The organism is Rhodococcus sp. C1 (assembly GCF_020809065.1).
In the GTDB taxonomy this organism is placed as follows: domain Bacteria; phylum Actinomycetota; class Actinomycetes; order Mycobacteriales; family Mycobacteriaceae; genus Rhodococcus_F; species Rhodococcus_F qingshengii.
On sequence record NZ_CP078080.1, the window covers coordinates 5147562 to 5171785 of the forward strand.

The following is a 24224-nucleotide window of genomic DNA, read 5'->3' on the forward strand; positions in this document are numbered from 1 at the left end:
AATTATCCAAGAATCAACAAAGGGGTCCTTATGTCCGGAATCGTCCGGCGACTTTGCACTGCGGTGATCGCAACTTCTGCAATCGCCGCCTTCACCGTCGGTTGCGGTTCCGACATCGAGCCGAAAGCCATTGCGGAATCATCTTCCTCGGTTGCCGATTCGACCACTACCTCCGCGGCCCCGACCACCTCGAAGATCACCGGCCAGGAGGGCTCGGACGACGGCGGCGACGTCGACATCGACGTGTCGATCGGTGATTGCGTCAAGCTCGGAGGCACCACGACGGCCGCAGAAATCGACAACGCGGACTGCGGTAGCAAGGATTCCAACTACAAGGTGGTCGCCAAGGTTCCCACCTCTGATCTGTGTGCCTCCGACGTCGACTCGTACTACTACGAGACCCTCGCGGGTGACGAGCAGGGCGCTGTCTGTCTCGACGTCGACTGGGTAGTCGGCGGATGCATGGACCTCGGCAGCGGAATGGATGAGCCCGCCCGCATCGAATGCTCGGATACCAGCGGCACCAACGTCGTCGAGGTCGTCGAAATCCTGCAGAACTCCACGTCGATCGACGAATGCGGTTCGGGGGCAGACTCGGGATTCGAGCACCCGGAACGTAAGTTCACGGTCTGCGTCGCAACGCTCTGATTCGAGCGCCCTCCCGAAAAACACCTGTGCGCCTTGCCAACCGATCTCGGTTGGCAAGGCGCACAGCGCTTTCTACAGCCGGCGCTTTCTACAGCCAGCCCCGACGCTTGAAGATCGTGTAGAGACTTCCACAGGTCAGGAACATCATCGAGAGCGCAAACGGATAGCCCAAGTGCCAGTGCAGTTCCGGCATGTCGTCGAAGTTCATCCCGTACACGGTTCCGATGAGCGTCGGCGCGAAGAGAATTGCCGCCCACGCCGAGACCTTCTTGATCTCCTCGTTCTGCGCGTAGCTTGCCTGCGTCAGATTGCGCATCTCCTCGTTCTGGTTCTGCGACACCAGAGTTGCGTTCACCGTGAGGATGTTTCCGAGCAACTGACGAAAGCCGTCGGCCCGCTCCACCACAGTCGTCGCATGGTCGGTGACGTCGCGCAGGTATCGCTGGAGTTCCTCGTCCGTGTGGTACTTGTCGAACCCTGCCGACAACCCACGCAGCATTCCCAGCAGCGGACGCGTCGCCCGCTGGAATTCGATCACCTCACGGGTCAGTTCGTAGATGCGACGCGAAACTCCGGGATCGCCACTGAATACTTCGGTTTCGATCTCGTCGATGTCGTTCTGCAGGCCGGCCACCACCGGGGCGTACCCGTCGACGACTGCGTCGAGAATGGCATAGAGAACGGCCTCGGTACCCAACCGCAACAGGTCAGGATCGTTCTCCATGCGAGTCCGCACCGCCGACAGATCCGGCGATTCACTGTGACGGACGGTCAGAATGAAGTTCGGACCACAGAAGATGTGCAACTCGCCGAATTCGACCCGCTCGGTCTCGTCGCGGTACCGCGCAGCACGCAGCACCACGAACAGTGTCTTGCCGTAGCGCTCGAGCTTGGGGCGCTGGTGCGCGACGATCGCATCCTCGACCGCCAGTTCGTGGAGGTCGAAATGTTGTGCAGCGGCATACAACTGGGCGTCGTCGGGCCGGTACATGCCGATCCACGCCATCGACTGCGAATCCGGAAGGCATGACAGTGCTTCCGCCAGCGTGGACGGTGACGCTATCCGCTCGCCGTCGCGGTACACGCCGCTGTTGACGACGGTCGATTCGACGGGCGCCACCGCCTCGGGCGGGGCAGCCTTGACGACGGTGCGTGCGGCACGCGAGTGTCCGGGATGTGAGTCACCGAGCCCCGCGGAACGACGCGGCAGTACCGAACGTGAACGACGAAATTCGCGCATGCTGAACAGCTTTCGAGGGAAGAGTGAACGACGACGCTTGCTTCACAGCAAAGCCGAAGCCGATGAACACACGATGAAGCTGCAGCAAAATACCGGATCAACCCGGGCGGCTACAGCTTCAGTTGGTACTCGGAGGTTGGCCACGCATTACAGCCACACCTCCTCTTCCCTGAATTCCTACGCAAGTCCGCGCACGACGCCAACATGCTACCCCGACTGTCAGAGCGGGACAAACCGAACGACAAGCCGCAGGACAGCACGAACCGGTCGGAGGAACCCGCTCGACGAATGCAGCTTTCAGTCAGTTCGCAGCGCGCAATCCGCCGATCAACAGTTCGACGATCTGGTCCGCCAACGACTCCGTCTCCGCCAAAGTCTGCCCTTCACGCCTTCGGTACCAGAGGTCGATGCCGTTGAGACTGCTGAGGAGGACTTTTGCCGCCATTCGAGGTGAGCCCGCACGAATGGAACCATCCGCGACACCTTCGGTCATCACGTCGACGAACAGATTCTCGTAATCGAGTCGCAGCGAATTCAGTTCCACGAGGACTTGCTGTTGTCTCGGTTTGAGCGCGGAGTTCATCTGGCCCCGGACGCCTTGGTGGATCGTGTGGTGGTACCCGAGATGTGTCATGAGATTGACCAGGTGGGCGTGCGACATCGCTTCGAGACGCGCGAGGCCGCTTTCTGCCCCGCCCATCCGAGACTCGACCTCAGCGCGGAGCAGGCTCATCCCGCGCTCGTAGATTGCCAGGTAGATGTCGAACTTCGAACGAAAGTGGTAGTAGACAAGACCTTTGGTGGCGCCGATTCGATCGGCCAGTAAATCTACAGTCGTGGCCGCGTAACCGTCTTCGGCAAAGGCGTCGGCGGCGCTGGTGATGATCGCGGATCGCACGTCCGGAAGATCACTACTCATTCGACTTCCACTCCCATTCACACTGCCTGCCGGCCCTTGACTGTTTCCACGCCATCGCATAGTAATACTGAGTAGTATCCCAGATCAGAGAGGTTTTCCAATGTCGTTGGATTTTTCCGGCAAGGTAGCGATCATCACGGGCGCAGGCGGCGGACTCGGCCGTTCACACGCATTGGCCCTCGCCGCACGCGGCGCACGCGTCGTCGTCAACGACATGGGTGGCTCGGTCAACGGCAGTGGCGGCGCTGATACCGCAGCAGCCAAAGTAGTGGCGGAAATCGTCGAGCTGGGCGGCGAGGCCATCGCGGACCACTGCGACATCACCGACGTCGACGCCGTTGCCGCCATGGTCGCGACGGCCGTGGACAAGTGGGGCCGCGTGGACATCCTGATCAACAACGCCGGAATCCTGCGCGACAAGTCGTTCATCAAGGCCGAGCTCGACGACTTCCGCAAAGTCATCGACGTGCATCTGATGGGTTCCGTCATCTGTTCCAAGGCAGTCTGGCCGCACATGGTCGAACAGAACTACGGACGCATCCTCATGACTACGTCGGCATCGGGAATTTACGGCAACTTCGGCCAGGCGAACTACGGCGCCGCGAAGTCCGGCGTCGTCGGCCTGATGAACGTTCTCGCCATCGAGGGCGAACGCAAGGGCATCCGCGTCAACTCGCTGGCCCCGACCGCCGCGACCCGCATGACCGAAGACCTCCTCGACGAGAAGACTCTCGCTCTGCTTGCACCCGAATCGATTTCACCCGGCGCACTGTTCATGGTCTCCGATGACGCACCGACGAAGACCATCCTCAGCGCCGGCGCCGGCGTCTTCGCGATCGCTCGCATGGAGGAGTCGCAGGGCGTCTACATCCCCGAAGGCGCACTCTCGCCCGAGGTCGTCGCCGAACGGTGGTCCGAGATCAGTGACATGACCGATTCCGTCCAGGTGCCCGCGGCGTTCGATCAGACCCGCCGGTTCGTCGAGAAGGCCGTGGCGGAGCAGCCCAGCAACTGAGCAGGGCAACCAGACAACTGATCGACCCCGCTCCCCCTAAGGTGTGGTGGTGACCACACCTACGGGAGTATCGATCGTCGACATCGTCGACAGACTGGGAATGACGTTCCTCAGCGGTGGCGACACCGTCGACGGCGCCCGCACTGTCAGCCGCGTGACCCTGCACGAAGGGTCCGAAGCTACCCAGGACAGTGCGGGCGCCGTCGTACTCGGCGCAGGTCTCGCAGGTTCGGCCGATATCGCAACGGCGGTAAGAGAATACGGCTCGGCAGGTGCGGTAGCGCTGATCGTCAAAGAGCCCCTGGACTTCGACGGCCTCGTCGAGAAAGCGGTGGCCGACACCGACGTCGCACTCCTCGGAATGGTCAAGGATGCAAGCTGGCTGCAAAGCGCGTCGTTGATCAACGAGATCCTCGAATCCGGCAACAACGGGGACCGCACGTCGGCCGCCGACGCCGACCTGTTCGATCTTGCCAACTCGATCGCTCAGGTATTGAACGGCCCGGTCACCATCGAGAATCAGTCGAGCCGGATCCTCGCGTTCTCGGCGGATCAAGCCTTCGGCGACGAGGCACGTAAGCAGAGTGTCCTCGGACATCAAGTGCCGCAGCACTATTCCGATCGGCTCAGGTCAATGGGGTATTTCAACAAGATCTACGGCTCTACCCTGCCGGTATTTCTACCGGGTATCGGGCCGGGCATCAGGCCCCGCGTCGGCATGCGAATACATGCGGCATCGCAGATCCTCGGTTCGATCTGGGTGATCTTGGACGAGGAGCCGAACGAATTACAGGTCAAAACGCTCGTCGAGGCAGCGGGCGTGGCCGCCATGAGTTTGCTTCGCGCCAAACTGGCCGCGGATTCGGCACGACGACTGAGGTTGGGCGAGGTGATCACGTTACTGAGTGGCGGCACTTCAGCGAAGGAAGCGGCCGAGCGACTGGGCTACGGCCGTTCGAAAGCAAACGTGCTTGCGGCCGGCTTCCGTAGCGGCGCCGGTGCATCGTTGGAGGCCGAAGCCGACGTCGATCAACTGGCCCTGACACTCAATACCTATCTCGACCAAGTATTTCCGCTGTCGGTGGCGGCAGCGATCGGCGGCACCGTCTACGCCGTAATCCCACACACCCGGCACCAGACCGACGACGACTACGTGCGTCGGATCGCGTCGGAGTTTGCAGACCGTTCCCGTTCGGAAAAGTCGGTGGTCATCGGAATCGGTGCGACAGTGGCCGACGTGATGACGCTGGAGAAGTCACGCGACGAAGCCGACCGAGCGCTTCGCGTTCTGAGGTCGACGTGGAATTCTTCGGGCCGGACCGTCGCGCGCGCCGACGACGTGCAGATCAATTCCCTACTTCTGCGCCTCTCCGACGCCCTGGCGGACGAGAACGAGACCGCATCGGGTCCGCTCGCGGTACTGCGTGAGTACGACCGCAGTCACGACATCAACCTTGTCGACACGCTCCGCGCCTGGCTCGACACGTTCGGCGACATTCCGGCTGCTGCGTCCTTGGTTCACATCCACGTCAACACGTTCCGGTACCGCCTCAAGAAGCTTGCCGGGATTGCCGGCATCGATCTCGATGATCCGGAAACTCGATTCAGCCTGATGCTCCAGCTTCGTCTCTTCCATCCGACAATGTTGTAGCGATCTACCAAGTCTCACGAAACATTCGTAAATCCGGACGATGTTCTCGTTCTTTTGTTGGGTGAAGATTCAAGCAATCGTCTTTTGCTCCTGACCCGACAGACCTCGCGTCACTCGGGCGGGACCACACCTTCCGGAGGCACCATGAAACAACGGTCCTACGCACTACTGGCTGCGGCAACTGGCACCGTTCTTGCCCTGACCGCGTGCTCAACGGGTGGCTCATCGGGTTCGGGTGGGGGTGAACCCGTCACGGACGGCACCTTCAAATTGGCTCTCGTGGCCGACCCCGGCGCTCTGAATCCGCTGATGACCGCCGCTTCGCCGGCGCACCAACTGGCGCGTCTGAGCTACGACTATCTGCTCCATCCGGATCCCGATACCGGCGTAACCAAGCCGTGGCTCGCCGAGAAATGGGAAGAGACAACCACTTCCGCGTCCTTCACCATTCGCGACGGCGTCACCTGTAACGACGGATCCGCTCTGACTGCCCAGACCGTCGCCGACAACGTCAATTTCATCACCAACGCAGCAAACAAATCCGCTCTCCGCGGGGTGTACGCACCGGCAACTGCAACTGCCACCGCCGACCCGGCGACCCGGACCGTAACGGTCACAACTCCGGAACCCTCTCCGTTCCTGCTTCTCAACCTGGCGCGAATACCGATCATGTGCGAGGCCGGGTTGAAGGATCCGACGGCGGCAAACAAGACGACCTTCGGGTCGGGCATGTTCCAGATGACCGAGGCAGTCGCCAACGATCATTACTCCTACGTTCGGCGCGACGGATACAACTGGGGACCGGACGGCACTACCTCCGACACTGCCGGTGTACCCAAGAATGTCGTCGCATCCATCATCACGAACAACAGCACAGCGGCCAACCAGGTGTTGTCCGGTGATCTGAATGCCGCTGCCGTCTCCGGCCCCGATCAGGACCGCATGAACGCCGCGAACTTGGATACCGTCAAGCAGCCTGCTCCAGCGGGCGAGATGTTCTTCAACCACAGTCCCGGCAATCCGACGAGCGATCCTGCCGTACGCAAGGCGCTGGTCCAGGCTCTCAATCTCGACGACCTCGCCGAGATCTTCACCGCCGGCCGCGGAACCCGATCGACCACGATGGTGTCCATCGAACCGCGGGCCTGCATCTACGACTCTGTCGCCGGAAACCTACCGGACTTCGATACCAGTGCGGCCGCAGCAACTCTCGAGTCTGCGGGCTGGAAGGTCGGCGCGGACGGTAAACGCAGCAAGGACGGCACACCGCTCCGAATTCGGATGGTCTACGAGACGTTCGGCGACGCGACCGATGCTGCCGCCGACGTCGCAGTCAACGCGTGGAACGACCTGGGCGCCACCGTTGAACTCACCAGTGGAGACTCGAACAAGATTCTCGATGTCGCACTCAGCGGCAAGGACAACACGGCGTGGGATGTCGCGTGGGAGCCGATCAACGTCGCGCTGCCCAGCATGCTGGTCCCCTTCCTCTCCGGTCCGGTGCCCGCTGCGGGAATGAACTTTGCGTCGATCTCCAACCCGGCCTACGACGCAGCCGTCACCAAGGCTTCCGGGCTGACGGGCGAGGACGCTTGTGCCGCTTGGGCAGACGCTGAGTCCGAGATCATCAAAGCAAACTCGGCGGTACCTTTTGCCGACAAGATCACGACTCTCTACTTCAACAATGCGGGTCTTGCATTCGGCCGCAATTTCATCGGTTCGGCCCTGCGCCTGTACCAGTAGACCGCCGGTAGCGACCGGGGAAATCGTCGTGTTTCGCCGGTCGCTGTCGGTATACGGACAGGTATTCACTGATCCTGACGGTTTTCGTGGGAGCGGACGAAAATCGACCCGATTTTCGTGAGGATCGACAGAGATGCGCGTCACGTCATGCGCCAAGATTTAGCAGTCAACACTCAACCGCGCCCTCACGTTTTTCGCTCGGGCCCCTGCTCCATCACGGAGGCACCATGAAACACCGCTTCTATCCAACACTTGCGGCAGCCGCAGGGCTCACGCTTGTGTTGTCTGCTTGTGGCTCGGGAGGCACGTCCTCGGGCGCCAGTGGCGGTGAACCGGCCACCGACGGGACCTTCCGTTTCGCCCTGCAGGCCGATCCGGGTGCTCTCAACCCGATCATGTCGGCCGCCTCGGCGACCGCCGAGTTGTCGCGTTTGGCGTACGACTACCTGATCTACCAGGATCCCGATACCAGTGAAGTCGGACCGTGGTTGGCGGAGAAGTGGGAGGAGACCCCGACCTCGGCGTCCTTCACCATCCGTGACGGGGTGACCTGTACCGACGGATCGACGCTGACACCGCAGACCGTCGCGGACAACATCAACTTCGTGGCCAACCCGGACAACGGTTCACAGTTGCGCGGGTCCTCCGTGCCGACCGGCGCCACTGCGACTGCCGATCCTGCAACGCGCACTGTCACGGTGACCACTCCGGCGCCGAGCCCGTTCCTTCTTCTCAACGTCGGTCGCCTGCCGATCCTGTGCGAGGCCGGATTGAAAGATCCGACAGCGTCGAACAAGAAGTCGCTCGGCACCGGCATGTTCGAAGTCACCGAAGTTGCCGCCAACGACCACTACACGTTCCAGCGTCGCGAGGGCTACAACTGGGGCCCCGACGGCACGACCTCCGACACCCCGGGCGTCCCCAAGACGGTCGTCGCCGCCATGTCGCCGAACGTGAGCACCGCCGCAAATCAGCTGCTCTCGGGTGAACTCAACGCAGCTCCGATCGCCGGTCCGGACAAGGACCGCGTCGCGGCAGCCAATCTGGACTCCGTCGGTCGGCCACTGCCGGCAGGCCAGATGTACTTCAACCAGATCGCGAGTAATCCCACCAGCGATCCCGCAGTGCGCAAGGCCCTGATCCAAGCGGTCGATCTCGACGACCTCACTCAGGTCATCACCGCCGGACACGGGGTCCGGGCAACCAGCCTCGTCGCCGTCGAACCGCGCGCCTGCGTTTACGACTCTGTCGCAGGCAACATTCCGGACTTCGACCTCACTGCCGCCAAGGCAACACTGGACGGCGCTGGTTGGACCGCCGGCGCTGACGGCAAGCGAAGCAAGGATGGCAAGCCGCTCAATCTCCGTCTCGTGTACGACGGCACCGACGATCCGCGCAACGCGGCGGCCGAACTTGCTCAGTCGGCGTGGTCCGAACTCGGCGCAAACGTCGAGGTGACCGGGGGCGACTCGAACAAGATCATCGACGTCATTCTGAGCGGCAAGGACAACTCTGCCTGGGACATCGCCTGGGTCCAGGTCAACTCCTCGCTGCCCAGCACCTTCACTGCGTACTTTGCCGGGCCGGTTCCCGCAGCAGGCAAGAACTTCGGATCGGTCAGCAACCCCGCCTACGAAGCAGCAGCCACCAAGGCTTCCGGTCTGACCGGTAGCGACGCTTGTGACGCCTGGGCCGACGCCGAGTCGGAGCTCACCAAGACGATCGCGGCCGTGCCCTTCGCAGACTCCGTCATGAACGTGTACTTCAACAAGGCCGGACTCTCATTCGGCAAGTCGCTCAACGGTTCTGCGCTGCGTCTCTACCAGTAGGCCGTCCGCCCACTCTGAAATATCTTCCCGCCCCAGCATCCCGCCCTCCGGAAAGACAGCCCATGAGTCAAACTATTGAAGCCGCGAAACCAGAAGCGGCGCCTCAGGCTCGAGCAAAGTGGCTCGAGTCCGACAGCTGGCCCGCATATCTTCTGCGTCGTTTCGGCACCTTCGTGATTTCACTCTGGGCGCTGGTGACTGCGGCGTTCCTGATGCTCCAACTGATTCCGGGAGACCCGGTTCGGTTGGCACTGGGAATGAACGCACCGGTCGAACTGGTCGAGACAACGAGGTCTCAGCTCGGTTACGACCTTCCCTTGTGGCAGCAGTACTTCCGATTCGTCGGCGGGTTGCTGAGCGGGAATCCCGGTGACTCGATCACCTTGAGGACTCCGGTCTTCGAGGTGATCGCGTCCCGCCTACCGGCAACACTCGAACTGGCTGTACTCACAGTCGTCACGGTGCTGCTAGTGGGCATTCCGATCGGCCTCATCTTCGCTGCACTGACCCGCAACGGTCGACGACGCGGAGTCGAGATCGGTTACACCGCAACGTCGGGCACCATCGCCGTGATCCCCGAGTTCATGTTCGGTACGGCGCTGGTCTACCTCTTTGCCGTCACGTTCCCTGTTCTGCCCGTCGCCGGCCGAGGTGGACCGGAAAGCTACATCCTCCCGGTCGCGGCCATGTCGATCGGTGCCATCGCCTCGATGTCGCGCATCGTCCGTGCAGAGGCGCTCGGCGTGTTGGACATGGACTACATCCGTACGGCGCGCGCCAAGCGAATGCCCGTGGCACGAATCTACTTCCGTCATGCAATGCCCAACCTCATGACGTCGACGCTGACGCTCGCCGGACTCCTCCTGGGTGGTCTGATTGCCGGCACCGTGCTCATCGAGAGCATCTTCGCCTGGCCCGGCATGGGCATGGCGCTGGTCAAGTCCATCACCGAGAAGGACTACCCGCTCGCCCAGACACTGGTCGTGATCTACGGCGCCATCGTCCTTCTCATCAATTTCATCGTCGACGTGGTGCTCGCTCTCATCGACCCACGATCCACAATTCGGGAGAACTGAGTTGAGCACCTCACCTACGGCCCCCACTGCGGCCCCCAAGACGCCCCCGCGACGACACTGGATCGTCGGAACGTTCCGCACCCCATTGGGAATCCTGGCCCTCACCTTCCTGACCGCTCTGATCGCCCTCGTCATCTTCGGACCGATGATCTGGGGTGACGCCGCTGTCGCAGCCAACCCGAAGGCACTCTCTCAGGGACCGAGTTCCGAGCACATCTTCGGCACCGACGCCGGCGGGCGTGACGTCTTCGCCCGCACGATGACCGCCGCGAGACTGTCGGTGCTCATGGCTCTCGGAGCCGTCGCACTCGGTGTCACAATTGGCCTGATACTCGGTACGCTCCCGACGCTCGCTCCCCGCTGGGTCGGACGAATGGTCGTGGCATTCCTCAACTTCGCCATCGCATTCCCCGGACTGCTCCTCGCGATCTTCCTGTTGGTCGTTCTCGGACAGGGTGCTGGCAGCGCGGTGATCGCCATCGGTCTCGCCCTGGCCTCGCCGTTCGCGAGGTTGACGTACGCACTGGCTTCGTCGGTCAACGGACGCGACTTCATCGACGCAGCACGCATCCTCGGGGTTACCAAGCCGGGGCTGCTGTTCCGCCACATTCTCCCCAATATCCGTGAACCACTCATCGTCAATGCCAGCATCGCTGTCGGCAGCGGCCTCGTGGTCTTCGCCGGACTCTCGTTCCTCGGCTTGGGCATTCAGCCTCCTGCATTCGACTGGGGCCGGATGCTCAACGAAGGTCTGTCGAAGATCTTCGTCAACCCGGCCACCGCACTCGCCCCCGGCATCGCCGTCGTGCTCGCCGGCTTGACCTTCACGCTGCTCGGCGAGGCCATTGCTCGCGGCGCGGGAGTTCGCAGCCCGATCAGCAGTCGCCTGCCGAAGTGGAAGCCGATCAACCGGAAAACTGCCCAGGCCGATTCGGCGCCCACCGACGAAGACGCGGTACTGACCGTCCGCAACATGTCCGTCGCAGTCCCCGCGGGTGACGACTGGCGTCGCCCCGTCGACAACATCAGTTTTACAGTTCACCGCGGCGAAACCGTGGGCATCGTCGGTGAATCCGGGTCCGGAAAGTCACTGAGTTGCATGGCAATCGCGCAGCTGACCGACCACCCCACCGTGGTCGACGCCGGGCTCATCGAGTTCGACGGCACCGTGCTGATGAAGGACGGCAAGCGGCCGGACGACGCGGCTTCGCGCAAGGTTGCCCGCCAACTCGGCACACGTATGGCGATGGTGTTCCAGGATCCGATGTCGTCCATGAATCCGTCTCTCAAGGTCGGATACCAGGTCGCCGAGATCGGTTGGCTCCACGAAGGTATGAGCAAGGCCGACGCGAAGAAGGCGGCAGTCGAGCGACTGAACGCCGTCAAGATCCCCGACGCGCCCAGGCGTGCGAAGCAGTACCCCCACGAGTTCTCCGGCGGTATGCGTCAGCGCGCGATGATCGCCATGGGTCTGATGGGTAAGCCCGCTCTGATCATCGCGGACGAACCCACCACTGCGCTCGACGTGACCGTTCAGCGTGAGGTCCTCGGGCTGCTCCACGAGGTTCGCGAAGAAACCGGCGCCGCAATCCTTCTCATCTCGCACGACATGGCCGTCATCACCGGCATGTGCACCCGTGTCCTCGTCATGTTTGCCGGCGAAATCGTCGAAGACATCGCAGTCGACGATCTGATTGCCGGCCGTGCAAAGCATCCGTACACCCGCGCGCTGATCGCCGCGGTCCCCACCATGAGCACCGATCGCGACAAGCCGCTTGCCACCGTCGACGAAGCCTGGCAGGTGGAGAGCCTCGACGCCGAGGAGAGCACCGCCGACATCGAGTTGGAAGAACTGTTGGCTGTTGCAGAGGAGATCCGATGAGCAGACTCGAATTCCGTGACGTCAACGTCCACCTCGGTAGCGGTTCGAAAAAATTCCACGCCGTCAAGAACATCAATCTCGACATCCCCTCCGGATCGGTGGTCGGTCTCGTCGGTGAATCGGGTTCCGGAAAGTCGACACTGGCGCGAGCAACTGTCGGCCTGGCCGAGCCCAGTTCCGGCCAGATCCTTCTCGACGGTGTGGACGTCGCTCACGCCCGCGGCGCGACGGCTCGTCTGCGCCACCGGATCCAGATGGTCTTCCAAGATCCGTACTCGTGCCTCGACCCGCGAATGACCATCGGCCAGTCACTCGCCGAGGCGCTGCGGTCCACCGAGCGTCGTGACAAAGCTCGGCGCAGCCGCGGCGACCGCGCCGCCGAGGTCGCTCGACTCCTCACCACCGTCCAACTGCCGGTGGAGAAGGCGCACGAATACCCATCGTCGTTGTCGGGTGGTCAGCGCCAACGCGTTGCCCTCGCGCGGGCTTTGGCAGCCGCACCGGCAGTTCTGCTTGCCGACGAAATCACCTCCGCTCTGGACGTGTCCGTGCAGGGCGCGGTTCTGAATCTGTTGGTGGATCTGCAGAAGCAGCTTGGTCTGACGGTTCTGTTCGTCAGTCACAACCTGGCGGTGATCCGCTACGTCTGTGACCACGTCGCAGTCATGCTCGGCGGCGAGATCGTCGAGCACGGGCCGGTTCTCGACGTGATCGATTCGCCCAAGGAGCCGTACACGGCAAAGCTGTTGTCCGCGATCCCGACATTCGGGGAGCCGATGTTCCAATGACAACGCCGACCACTCTCGACTCCCCCGCTGCCGTAGCCCGTGCCGAAGAACGTCGTTCGGCGAGAATCCAGGATTACGCGTCCGTGGTTACACCGACCAGCATCGCCGTATCGGCGTCGGGACGCATTGCATACGTACGTACCGAATCGAATCCGGCTGCGGATACCAACGAGCACTCGATCTGGTTGGCTTCCCCGCAACTACAGCTCACCGCGGGACCTGCCGACACCTCGCCGGCTTGGCATCCCGTTTCGACGCTGTTGGTCTTCGTTCGGCCGGATTCCTCGGGCACACCACAACTGTGGAAGGTCGACGCCACCGGGGGTCCGGCAACACAGCTGACCACCACGGCGCAGCTCCCGCTCGGCGCGGGGGCACCGGTGTTCTCTCCTGACGGCGCTCGGATCGCCTTCAGCGCCCCCGTCGACCGCACTGCCGCCGGATCGTCATGCCTCTTGGTGGCGAAGCGCCTCAACTACAAGGTCGACGGATCCGGTGTCCGGGGCAGCGTTCGGGCGCACTTGTTCGAGTTCGATCTGGCCGCCGGCTCGCTTCGGCAGCTGACGGACGGCGATTGGGACGCTTCGCATCCCGCGTACAGTCCCGACGGCACCGAACTGGCTTTCACCGCGGCGATGGACGGCGACGCCGATCTGACGCGGGCGAGTTCCGCCTGGACCGTATCGCTGACTGATCTCGCCTCCGCTCCGCGGATGTTGGGGCACGCACGCGGCATCGCAGGACCACTTGCATGGACACCTGCCGGCGACGCGGTCGTAGCCGTCGGTTGGCACACACCGATCATTCACAACAACGAACTTCTTGTCCTGCACCGCGACCAGCGAGTGGAAGACCGCAGCCTGACGTCCGGACTCGACCGAAACGTCATGCCGGGCGGAACCGGTTATCCCGGTGGCGCACCGAGTTTCACCGCCGACGGCGACATCGTCTTCTGCATCCGCAACCACGGCTCCACCGAACTGCACAAGGTCGATTTCGGATCAGGCTCCGTCTCACCACTTCTCACCGGCGAGCGGACAGTGGTCTCAGGCCTTGCCCTGACGTCCGGGCGAGCCGTCGTCGCGCTGGCAACGGCGACATCCTTCGGCGAGGTCGCCGTCATCGACCTCGAGACTCGTGCAGTCGAAACGGTCACCGAATTGAACACGGAACTGACAACTTCCGTCGCGTTTCCAGTCGCCTCCGAGCGTTGGTTCGACATCAGCGACGGCACCCGTGTTCAGGGTTGGATCCTGCGCGACCCGAACGTCACGGGCGCCGGTCCGCTGGTTCTGGACGTCCACGGCGGACCACACAATGCCTGGACCGGAACGCCGACCGTGATGCACGCATACCACGCGGAACTGGTCGCGCTGGGATTCACGGTCTTGATGATCAATCCGCGCGGAAGTGACGGCTACGGAAACGACTTCTTCGACGGTGTGCGGGACGGCTGGGGTGAGGCGGATCGTGCCGACCTGCTCGAACCGGTCGAAACCCTTGTCGCCGAGGGGATGGCCGATCCGAAGCAACTGGTACTCACGGGCTACAGCTACGGCGGATTCATGACGTGCGCCCTGACGTCCGTCACCGATCGGTTTGCCGTCGCAGTCGCCGGTGGTCTCGTTTGCGACATCGCGAACACGGCCGGCCCCTCAGACGAGGGCATCTTGCTGCAGACGGTCGAATTCGACCCGCAGTCATCTCGGGTACAGGAACTTTCGCCGCTGGGGCGAGTCTCCCAGGTGACGACACCGACGCTGATCCTTCACGGCGGCAGCGACGTCCGTTGCCCGGTCAACCAGGCCGAACAGTGGTTCGGTGGACTGCGTTTGGCCGGCACCCCGACCGAGTTGGTGGTTTTCCCGGACGCGTCACATGCCTTCGTGTTGACGGGTCGGCCGTCCCACCGACTGGAGTACAGCACTCGTCTCGTCGACTGGATCGAACGGCACCTCTCCCCCAAGCCCGCACTGACCACGGTCGATCCCGACTACTGGCAGTACCGACTCGACACCCTGAGTGCGAAGTACGGGGTGCCCGGCGCCTCACTGGGAATTCTGACCACAACCCGCAGCGGATTCTCCCGCACCGTGGTCACGTCTGGTGTCGTCAGTACCCGCACCGGCGTCGCGGCTACGCCCGACACGCTGTTCCAGATGGGTTCGATCAGCAAGGTCTGGACGGCCACCCTGATCATGCAGCTCGTCGAAGAAGGATTGCTGGATCTCGACTCACCTGTCCGGAACATCCTGCCGGACTTCGCAGTTGCCGACGCGGTAGCCACCGAAACGGTCACGACTCGCCACCTGTTGACTCACACCAGTGGCATCGACGGTGACGTTTTCATCGACGGCGGGCGCGGCGACGACTGCGTCGAGCGATACGTCGCATCACTGAAATCAACGGTGCAGCTCTTCGCCCCCGGCACCGATTGGTCGTACTGCAACACCGGCTTCGTGATCGCCGGACGAATCATCGAGGTTCTCCGAGGTAAGAGTTGGGACGCGGTTCTGCGCGAGCGGATCATCGAACCGCTCGGCCTGACCAAAACCACGACCCTGCCTGAGGAGACGGCACTGCACCGCGCTGCAGTCGGGCACGTCGGCGCTGCCGACGACCTCGAGCAGACACCACAATTCCTCATCCCTCGCTCGATGGGCCCCGCCGGTCTCATCAACAGCACCGCCGAGGACCTTCTTCTGTTCGCGCAGGATTCGATGCGCGAGGATCCGATTCTGCTTCAGCGGTCCACCCATCTGGCGATGCTCGAGGAGCGCCGCCAGATCGGTGACGTGTCGTCAGCGGACATCATGGGAACCACGTGGCTGCTGCATAATTGGGGCGGGGTACTGGCTCATGGCCACAATGGCGGAACTCTCGGCCAGCAGTCGTTCTTGCGAGTGGTGCCGTCGTGCGGTCTAGCCGTGGTCCTGATGGCCAACGGTGGAGCAATGGACGCTCTCTCCGGCGATCTTCTGGCTGAAGTAATCGGTTCCATAGGCGGCGTCAGTGTGACACCGGCATTCTCGCCTGGTGACCCCCACACCCGCGTCACGTCCTCACCTGAAGAACTCGATGCGCTGTGCGGCCTGTACCGCGATGCCGCAGCCGATTTCGTCTTGGAAAGGACCGGCGGTTCCCTGACCGCCCGCCGCACCGATCACATCGACCCTTCGGTCACCGCCGAAAGCGCAGAGTCCGTCTCTCTCAGCCTGATCGAAGTTCACCCTGGAGTATTCGCGACCCAACTACCTCAATCAGCGGGTTGGATCCGGATCACTTTCTCCGACAACGGGAGTACACAATTGCTACACGTCGGAAGCCGCGCGTATCCGCGAGTGAACAACCGATGACCATTCTCCGCGATCTGGCCGAGCGCCAACTTCCTCAGATCCTCGAGGACGCCATCGCGCTCATCGAAGTCGAGTCGCCGTCACACGATCTCGAAGCTGTTGCCCGCAGCGCGAAGTGGACGTCAGACCTTGTCCACGAACGACTCGGCGTGACACCGGAGTCGATAGTGACGGAAGGCCGTACCCATCTGGTGACCCGTTTCGGCAGCTCACCGACGCGGCTGATGCTGCTCGGTCATCATGACACCGTGTGGCCGATCGGCACCCTGACACGCCTGCCCGCAGCCGTCACCGACGGAGCGCTCCGAGGTCCGGGCGGACTCGACATGAAACTTGGTGTCGTTCAGGCAATCCACGCCCTCGCTATCGTCCGGGAGCTGCACGGCGACGATGCACTCGACGGAATCACACTCCTCGTGACCGGTGACGAAGAAATCGGTTCACCCACGTCGCGGTCCCTCATCGAGGAACTTGCGGCAGGCGCGGTACTGGTTCTCGAGGCCGGCGGTGACGGTGGCGAACTGAAGACTGTCCGCAAGGGAGTGTCGCTGTATCGGATCCATGTTGCCGGTCGCGCCGCCCACGCCGGGCTGGAGCCGGAAAAAGGCATCAACGCTGCAGTAGAACTGGCTCGTCTCGTGATCGCGATCAACGACTTGTCCTCGCCGGCACAGGCAACCACCGTCACCCCGACTGTCATTTCAGCCGGAACCACAACCAACACCGTTCCGGCAGAAGCCTTCGTCGACGTGGACGTGCGCGCAACCAGCGCCGCCGAGCAGGAGCGCGTCGATGCGAATATCCGAGCCCTGCAGGCAATCCACCCCGAAGCCGTAGTCACGGTCTCGGGTGGTGTCAACCGTCCACCTCTCGAAGGGACGATGTCCGCACCGTTGCTGGCGTTGGCGGAACGCGTTGCGCTCGAGCATGATCTGACTCCGCCCGTCGGCCTCGCCGTAGGCGGAGCCTCGGACGGAAACTTCACTGCCGGTATCGGTATCCCCACCCTCGACGGCCTCGGTGGCGTCGGCGGCGGTGCACACGCCGAGACCGAGCATGCGCTCGTGTCCGCAATCGCTCCGAGGACGGCGTTGGTTGCGGGCCTTATTCGTTCGATCACGTCTGAAGGGGGCCCTCGTGTCGAAAAGCAAAGCGGTTGAGTTTCGAGAACTGGTCGATACCCGCGAAATAGCCGATCTATCCGCCGTTTTCGACGAGATCTGGGCTACCAGTCCCGGACCGGCTCATTTCGGCACTGCGATGTTGGTTGCGCTTCACCACGGTGGTCACTACGTGGTGGGAGCCTTTTCCGAAGGCGAAATGATCGGTGGTTGCGTCGGATTCTTCGTCGAGCCTCTCGGCGAGGTTCTGCACTCACACATCGCCGGAGTACTACCGGGACACGCAGGCAAGGGAATCGGCCGCGCCCTCAAGCATCATCAGCGAGACTGGTGCATCGAGCGCGGCGTCAAGACGATCCGGTGGACCTTCGATCCACTGGTCGCACGAAATGCCTATTTCAACATTCAGCGTCTCGGAGCCGAACCGGCCGAATACAACCCGGATTTCTACGGGTCGATGGCAGACGGAATCAATGCAGGCGACGCCAGCGATCGTATGCTCGTCAGTTGGGACCTCGACGTCGGTGGATCTCCGAGTTCTACTGTGGCCGTGAATGATACATTCAAGGTGCTTCAACCCACCGAAGACGGTACGCCTCGAATGCTCCCGATCCCACCCGACTGCGTCGATATCGCAGTCGGAATACCCAGAGACATCGAGCATCTGAGAACAGTCGACCGCGCCTCTGCCTTTGCCTGGCGACACGCGCTTCGCGAGTACCTCGAACCACTGATCGCCTCGAAGGAATGGCAATCGACCGGCTTCGACCCCAGCGGCTATTACATGTTCACGAAAATCTGCGAGACAACCGGAGAAGAGCAAGTCCATGCACATTGAGTCCGTCGAATTGCGCGAACTGCGCATCCCTCTCGTCTCCCCCTTCACCACGTCATTCAGCACCCAGCTCGAGCGCAACACCCTCGTCCTGAAAGTGAGCGGCACCACCGACGGCCCCAACGGTCCGGTGGAGACCGTCGGCTGGGGCGAGTGCGGCTCGCTCAGCGATCCGTACTACAACTCCGAATACACCGCTGGTGCGCGGGCGATGCTTCGCGAGTATCTTGTTCCGACGCTACGTAAGTCGCAGTCGGATCAACCGCTCACCGCCGAGACGGTCGGCAGCGTACTTCACCACATCGTGGGTCACCAGATGTCGAAGTCGGCTATCGAAATGGCAATTCTCGATGCTGAATTGCGCGCTCGCGGACAGTCTTTCGCTCGGTACCTCGGTGCCACTCGCACGCGAGTTCCCTCGGGAGTGTCCGTCGGCATCCAGGACAGCATCCCTCAACTGCTCGAGACCGTCGGCAACTATCTGTCGCAGGGTTACGTGCGAATCAAGCTGAAGATCAAGCCGGGCTGGGACATCGCTCCCGTGGCTGCGGTGCGCAAGGAGTTCGGCTACGACGTTCCTCTGCAGGTCGACGCGAACGCCGCGTACACCCTCGTCGACGCGCAGTTGCTCCGTCGCCTGGACGAATTCGCACTGCTCCTCATCGAACAGCCGCTGGCCGAGGACGATTTGGTGCAGCACGCCAAGCTCGCCCAGTCCCTTTCGACTCCGATCTGCCTCGACGAGTCGGTCGAGTCGGCCAAGGATGCGGCGGATGCCATCACGCTCGGTGCCGCTTCGGTCATCAACATCAAGCCGAGCCGTGTCGGTGGATATCTGGAAGCCAAGCGCATCCACGATCTCGCCTCGGCACACGGTATTGCGGTGTGGTGCGGCGGAATGCTCGAGACCGGAATCGGCCGCGCCGCCAACGCAGCCCTCGCGGCGCTGGACGGATTCACGCTGCCCGGCGACATCTCGGCGTCCGATCGCTTCTACAAGGAAGACATCACCGAACCTTTTGTCATCGAGGACGGCCACATCGCCGTGCCGCAGGGACCGGGCTTCGGTGTGACTCCGCGCGAAGACGTCATGGATCGCTTCACGGTCGGAACCGAGATTCTGTAGGTCCGTCACACAGTTACGCAGCAGCCACCTCCACCTTCACCCCGGAGGTGGCTGTTCGTCGTTTGTGTCGGTAGGGGGGTGCATAGTGATTCGGACATGACGTTCTGCACCGAAAGGCCCCCGATGAGTAGCTGGTCCGATCGCCCGATCTGCGCGTTCGACCTCGAGACCACGGGGCGGGATCCGTCGACCGCTCGTATCGTCAGTGCCTGCGTCGCGGTGATCGACGGTTCGAGTGTCGAAACACGCACGTGGCTACTCGATCCCGGCGTCGACATCCCCGCCGGCGCCTCGGCTGTTCACGGCATCAGCACCGAGTTCGCGGCGCAACACGGCCAGGATTATTCCGAGGGCTACGAAGAGATTCGCGAGGCTCTGCACAATTCCTGGGCGCGCGATCACGCCGTGGTGGCGTTCAATGCCTCCTATGATCTGACGGTCATGCATGCCGAGGGTCTGCGCATCGGCAAGCCTGCATTCGTTCCGGGGTTGGTGATCGATCCGTACGTGATCGATCGGGCGATGGATACGTTCCGCAAGGGCAAGCGAACGCTTGCGGCCGTGTGCGAGCACTACGGAATTTCATTGGAGTCGGCGCACGAAGCCGAGGCCGATGCCAAAGCTGCGGCAGCGTTGGCCCGCGAGTTGGCCGTGCGGTTCCCCGACATCCTGGGGCTCGATCTCATGGTCGATCAAGCCGATTGGCACGCCGAGCGGCAACGCGATTTCGCCGAGTACCTTCTCAGCCAAGGGAGGGACGTGGCAGATGTGAACGGCCAGTGGCCGATTCGCATCATCGCCTGACGTCCTCCCCGGCTCGGACGACCGCGCGCTACGCCGGGACCGGCGGCCACACCGGCGCAATGGACCACGGACGGGCTGTTTCGAGCTGCGACGCAACCTGAATCAGCAGATCTTCACGGCCGAACGCGCCGACCAACTGCACGCCGATCGGAACGCCGGCCGAGTCATGACCCATCGGCAAGGAAATCGCCGGCTGACCTGAACTGTTGAACGGACTGGTCAAGCCGCTGTACCCGGCCGAATGCTCCCAGATCGACATAGGATTCGCCGTATCGAGCAGACCGAGCGGAGCTGCCGGCCGAGCCATCGTCGGAGCCAGCAACAGGTCGTGATCGACAAAGAACGCACCGATCACCTGGGCGGCCCGCTCGAGTTCCTGCAACGCCTTGACGACGTTCGTCGCACTTTCGGACTTCGCGCGGTCGTAGATCATCCGCGCCATCGGCTCGAGGTCGTCGTCGCGGATCGCGCGGTTCAGGGCGTCGAGTCGTTCGTCGACCTCGATCGTCATCGGAATGCCCATCAACACCGACAGCCCGGCAGTGAGCGCATCGAGCGGAAAGTTCGGGGCACTCTCGGTGACATCGTGACCGAGTTCTTCGAGCAGGCCGGCAACACCGGTCGCGACGGCCGAGCACTCCGGGTCCACCGGTGTGCCGTCAGGAAGAGCGTTACTCAGACCGATCCGCAACCGTCCGGGATCGGCACCCACTTCCTCGATGTACGGCCGCTTCGGCGCCAGGATCACGTAAGGATCGCCCACTGTCGGCCCGGCGGACAGATCGAGAAGCAGCGCAGTGTCGCGGACACTTCGGGTGAGCGCGTGATGAACACTCATCGGCGACGAGAAGAGCGTGCGCGCCGGTGCCGTCGGAGTACGTCCTCGGCTCGGCTTGAGGCCTACCAGGCCGCAGGCCGATGCGGGAATACGGATCGATCCACCACCGTCGCTGGCATGCCCGCCTGGCACGATCCCGACGGCAACAGCTACAGCCGTGCCACCCGAAGATCCGCCGGGCGAACGATCAAGGGCGTAAGGGTTACGGGTGGGTCCGAACAGCGCAGGTTCGGTACTCGCGTTCTTGCCGAACTCCGGGGTGTTCGTCTTGCCGATGACAACCAGACCAGCCTGGCGGTAGCGCTCGACGAGCGTCGAATCTTTTTCTGCCACAGCGTCGGCGAACAATCGAGATCCATTGGTGCTCGGCAATCCTGCGACGTCCATGCCGAGGTCTTTGATCACGAACGGGACGCCCTGCAGTGGACCATCCGGCAGGCCGCCTGATACCTCGTTGCGCGCTTCCTCTCGGCGCTCACTGATCACCGCGTTGACTGCCGGGTTGCGCTCGTCGAGCCTGTCCAGACTGAACTCGAGGACTTCCTTGGCGGAGACGTCGCCGCTCTTGATCGCTTCGGCCAGGCCGGTCATGTCGTTGTTGTCGAACAAATCCTGCATCGATGCCCTCATCACTCGTGTCGAACTCTGCCGATAGTGAGGTCCGTCATATCAACCGGAGTGGCGACGCAGTTCCGAAATTCCGCTTGGCGGGACCGCTCAGAGAATCAAGCCCTCACAGAATCAAACCTTGCCGCCGCGCTTCCACGACCGCTTCGTGACGACTGCGGACGTCGAGTTTTCCCATCAGATTCCTCATGTACGTCTTGATCGTTTCGACGCTCAGGGACAACCTCTCGGCGATCTCGGCATTGCGCAGTCCGAGAGCGACGTACCCCATCACCTCCCGCTCGCGTGGCGACAGGACAACGGTGTTCGCGACTGGAGTGTTCGCGGAAGGTTTCGGCGACGCCAACGCCCGCAACTTTGCCTCGACCGCGAGGACCTGCGCGCTGAGAGCCATGTCCTCGAGGTTCGCCGCGATCTCACCGAGCGCCAGGACGCTCTCGGTCAGCCCTTCGGATATCTGGGCATCGCGGTTCGAACCATGTTCCACCGCAGCGGTATCGAGCATCGCCACCCGACGATCCACTTCGTCGCGAATCTCGAATTCGCGGGCCAACGCGTACGACGATCGCATCATCGTCTCTGCGATCACGTCGCCGATCGGCAGGTTGGCACGCAGTCCTCCGTAGATCGCTCCGCGAGTAACCCCGCGTACGACGATCGGGACTGCCATCAAGGATTCAATCGCTTCGGTACCCACTTCATAGTCGTAGTCGTGAGTGATGTGCGACGAGTTCGCGTAGTCCTGGACCGCGCCCGGTCGTTGTTCTGCGATCGCCCGACCGCCGAGTCCGCATTCGGCGTCGATCCGCAGGTTTCGCAGGATGTTGCTGCGCGTGCCGACGTGACCGGTGATGGTCAGCGACCGGTCGCTGACGCAGCCGCCGAACAGAACCGGCAACTCGGTTTTGGGGTGCAGCCGACGCAGTTCGGCGCGCAACGCGTCGTCGTCGCTCGGTCTCAGTACCCTGCTCACTCTCACCTCCACGTACCCAATTCAGAGGGTAGCGGCACCTTTGGCTGGGCAATAGCGTGCATCCAGGCCGTTTGTAGTGCCGATCACACTTATCGTGACACCAACCGTGCCACGTCGCCTTCGGAGGAACCGTGTCTGTCCCGACAGCTGTTGCAGCCAACAACACCCCGCTCAGTCCGCTGCGCTTTCTCGAGCGCAGCGCCGCGGTGTTCCCCGAGCGCACCGCCGTCGTTCACGGCGACCGGACCTACTCGTACCGAGAGTTCGGTGACGAGGTCGCGGCTCTGGCCCGCGTCCTGCGTGAACGCATTCAGCCCGGTGACCGCGTTGCATACCTGGCGCCGAACGTACCCGAGATGCTGTTCGCGCATTTTGCCGTCCCCCTCGCCGGCGGGGTCCTGATCGCCCTGAACTCACGCCTCGCCGGTCCCGAACTCGAATACATTCTCGATCACTCGGGAACCACGATCCTGTTCGTGGACTCCGAATTCGTCGGTTCGGTCACCTCGTCCAAGGCAAACGTGGGGAGCCTGCGTGAGATCGTCGAGATCCCGGACTCCACCGTCCCCTATCCGGACGTTCCCACCGGAATCGTCACCGGGCAGTACGCCGATCTGATTGCCGAAGGCGAAGCTCTCTCCGATCAGCCACTGCACTGGGGCGTCGACGACGAGCAGCAGTGCATCGCCATCAACTACACCTCGGGTACCACCGGAAAACCCAAGGGCGTCATGTACTCCCACCGCGGGGCGTACCTGAACTCGCTCGGCGAGACATTCCACAACGGCTTCGACGGAGCGACGAAGTATCTGTGGACACTGCCGATGTTCCACTGCAACGGGTGGTGCACGCCGTGGGCCGTCACTCAGGCCGCGGGCACACATATCTGCCTGCGCGCGGTCCGCGCCGATGCGATCTGGGACGCCATCGACAATCTGGGCGTGACACATCTGTGCGGCGCTCCTACCGTCTGCTCCACCATCGCCGACGCAGACCAGGCCCACAAGGTCGACGCCTTGCGCATCACCACCGCCGGCGCTCCCCCGTCACCGACGATCATCGGAAAACTCGAAGACATCGGTGTCACCGTCGTTCACGTCTACGGCCTCACCGAGGTATACGGCCCCTACACGATCTGCGAATACCAGGAAGCCTGGGACGACAAGCCGCAGTCCGAGCGCGCCGCACTTCTCTCGCGTCAGGGAGTCGGCATGGTGCAGGCCGAAAATGCTCGCGTTGTCGATGCCGAGATGAACGACGTCCCCGCCGACGGCCAGACCATGGGTGAGATCGTGCTCCGCGGCAACAACGTGATGCTCGGATACTACCGCGACGAGGCCGCGACAGCCGAAGCATTTGCCGGTGGTTGGTTCCATTCCGGCGACCTCGGCGTCATGCATCCCGACGGATACATCCAGCTCAAGGACCGCGCGAAGGACATCATCATCTCCGGCGGCGAGAACATCTCCACCGTCGAGGTGGAGCAGGCGATCATGAGTCACCCCGCGGTGATCGACGTGGCAGTCGTCGGCGTTCCGGACGAGAAGTGGGGCGAGCGCCCGAAGGCATTCGTGGTGCTGGGCAAGGGATTACAGGCATCCGCCGAAGACATCGTCGAGCACACCCGCACTTTGCTGGCCGGGTACAAGGTTCCCCGCGACATCGTCTTCCCGCTCGACCTTCCTCGCACCCCCACCGGCAAGGTTCTCAAGTTCCAGCTACGCGCCGACAACTGACGCCGACGAAACCTGGA

Annotated in this window: 18 protein-coding genes; 14 read left to right on the plus strand and 4 right to left on the minus strand. The window is 62.7% G+C overall.

Annotation, left to right across the window (positions count from 1 at the left end):
* Positions 1–30 precede the first annotated feature (30 nt).
* A complete protein-coding gene (locus KTR60_RS23660; protein ID WP_007731384.1) occupies positions 31–648 on the plus strand; it encodes a hypothetical protein in 618 nt (205 codons plus the stop codon).
* A gap of 88 nt (positions 649–736) precedes the next feature.
* On the opposite strand, the gene KTR60_RS23665 is transcribed toward KTR60_RS23660, so the two are convergent.
* Together KTR60_RS23665 and KTR60_RS23670 are read right to left on the minus strand one after the other, a co-directional pair.
* Positions 737–1888, minus strand: a complete 1152-nt coding sequence (locus KTR60_RS23665; protein ID WP_007731382.1) for a magnesium and cobalt transport protein CorA — start codon at positions 1886–1888, stop codon at positions 737–739.
* A gap of 301 nt (positions 1889–2189) precedes the next feature.
* Complete coding sequence (locus KTR60_RS23670; protein WP_007731377.1) at positions 2190–2807, minus strand: TetR/AcrR family transcriptional regulator; 618 nt, start codon at positions 2805–2807, stop codon at positions 2190–2192.
* Between the two features lie 100 nt (positions 2808–2907).
* Between KTR60_RS23670 and KTR60_RS23675 the strand changes: the two genes are divergently transcribed.
* The 12 genes from KTR60_RS23675 (at position 2908) to KTR60_RS23730 (ending at position 20033) form a co-directional block, all read left to right on the plus strand.
* The gene (locus KTR60_RS23675; RefSeq protein ID WP_007731375.1) at positions 2908–3822 is read left to right on the plus strand and encodes an SDR family NAD(P)-dependent oxidoreductase; all 915 of its coding nucleotides are present in this window, start codon (positions 2908–2910) and stop codon (positions 3820–3822) included.
* A gap of 49 nt (positions 3823–3871) precedes the next feature.
* Complete coding sequence (locus KTR60_RS23680) at positions 3872–5473, plus strand: PucR family transcriptional regulator (RefSeq protein WP_007731373.1); 1602 nt, start codon at positions 3872–3874, stop codon at positions 5471–5473.
* Positions 5474–5617: 144 nt separating this feature from the next.
* Complete coding sequence (locus KTR60_RS23685) at positions 5618–7216, plus strand: ABC transporter substrate-binding protein (protein WP_007731371.1); 1599 nt, start codon at positions 5618–5620, stop codon at positions 7214–7216.
* A gap of 227 nt (positions 7217–7443) precedes the next feature.
* Entirely contained in the window at positions 7444–9045 is a 1602-nt protein-coding gene (locus KTR60_RS23690) for an ABC transporter substrate-binding protein (protein ID WP_030535172.1), read from the plus strand.
* Positions 9046–9107: 62 nt separating this feature from the next.
* Complete coding sequence (locus tag KTR60_RS23695) at positions 9108–10121, plus strand: ABC transporter permease (protein ID WP_003940249.1); 1014 nt, start codon at positions 9108–9110, stop codon at positions 10119–10121.
* A 1-nt stretch (position 10122) separates the two neighbouring features.
* A complete protein-coding gene (locus KTR60_RS23700; protein ID WP_225320135.1) occupies positions 10123–12003 on the plus strand; it encodes a dipeptide/oligopeptide/nickel ABC transporter permease/ATP-binding protein in 1881 nt (626 codons plus the stop codon).
* Positions 12000–12791, plus strand: coding sequence for an ABC transporter ATP-binding protein (locus KTR60_RS23705; RefSeq protein ID WP_003940215.1), 792 nt, complete (start codon positions 12000–12002; stop codon positions 12789–12791). Before KTR60_RS23700 ends, KTR60_RS23705 begins: the two co-directional genes overlap by 4 nt.
* Positions 12788–16147, plus strand: a complete 3360-nt coding sequence (locus KTR60_RS23710) for a serine hydrolase (protein WP_228401305.1) — start codon at positions 12788–12790, stop codon at positions 16145–16147. Before KTR60_RS23705 ends, KTR60_RS23710 begins: the two co-directional genes overlap by 4 nt.
* The gene (locus KTR60_RS23715; protein ID WP_003939777.1) at positions 16144–17307 is read left to right on the plus strand and encodes a M20/M25/M40 family metallo-hydrolase; all 1164 of its coding nucleotides are present in this window, start codon (positions 16144–16146) and stop codon (positions 17305–17307) included. The genes KTR60_RS23710 and KTR60_RS23715 overlap by 4 nt, the downstream gene beginning before the upstream one ends.
* The gene (locus KTR60_RS23720) at positions 17285–18106 is read left to right on the plus strand and encodes a GNAT family N-acetyltransferase (protein WP_030535170.1); all 822 of its coding nucleotides are present in this window, start codon (positions 17285–17287) and stop codon (positions 18104–18106) included. The genes KTR60_RS23715 and KTR60_RS23720 overlap by 23 nt, the downstream gene beginning before the upstream one ends.
* Positions 18096–19229: an o-succinylbenzoate synthase gene (gene menC / locus KTR60_RS23725; RefSeq protein ID WP_003940422.1), complete on the plus strand. Its 1134-nt coding sequence runs from the start codon at positions 18096–18098 to the stop codon at positions 19227–19229. Before KTR60_RS23720 ends, menC begins: the two co-directional genes overlap by 11 nt.
* 123 nt (positions 19230–19352) lie before the next feature.
* On the plus strand, positions 19353–20033 hold the full coding sequence (locus tag KTR60_RS23730) for a 3'-5' exonuclease (RefSeq protein WP_003940028.1): 681 nt from the start codon (positions 19353–19355) through the stop codon (positions 20031–20033).
* A 28-nt stretch (positions 20034–20061) separates the two neighbouring features.
* Here the strand turns inward: KTR60_RS23730 and KTR60_RS23735 are convergent, their stop codons facing one another.
* On the minus strand, positions 20062–21489 hold the full coding sequence (locus KTR60_RS23735; protein ID WP_151098208.1) for an amidase: 1428 nt from the start codon (positions 21487–21489) through the stop codon (positions 20062–20064).
* A gap of 115 nt (positions 21490–21604) precedes the next feature.
* Positions 21605–22471 (minus strand): helix-turn-helix transcriptional regulator, encoded by an 867-nt coding sequence (locus tag KTR60_RS23740; RefSeq protein ID WP_030535167.1) that lies wholly within the window; start codon positions 22469–22471, stop codon positions 21605–21607.
* Between the two features lie 131 nt (positions 22472–22602).
* Here KTR60_RS23740 and KTR60_RS23745 point away from each other — a divergent pair, with 131 nt between their 5' ends.
* The gene (locus KTR60_RS23745) at positions 22603–24207 is read left to right on the plus strand and encodes an acyl--CoA ligase family protein (protein ID WP_030535166.1); all 1605 of its coding nucleotides are present in this window, start codon (positions 22603–22605) and stop codon (positions 24205–24207) included.
* The last annotated feature ends 17 nt before the right edge of the window (positions 24208–24224 follow it).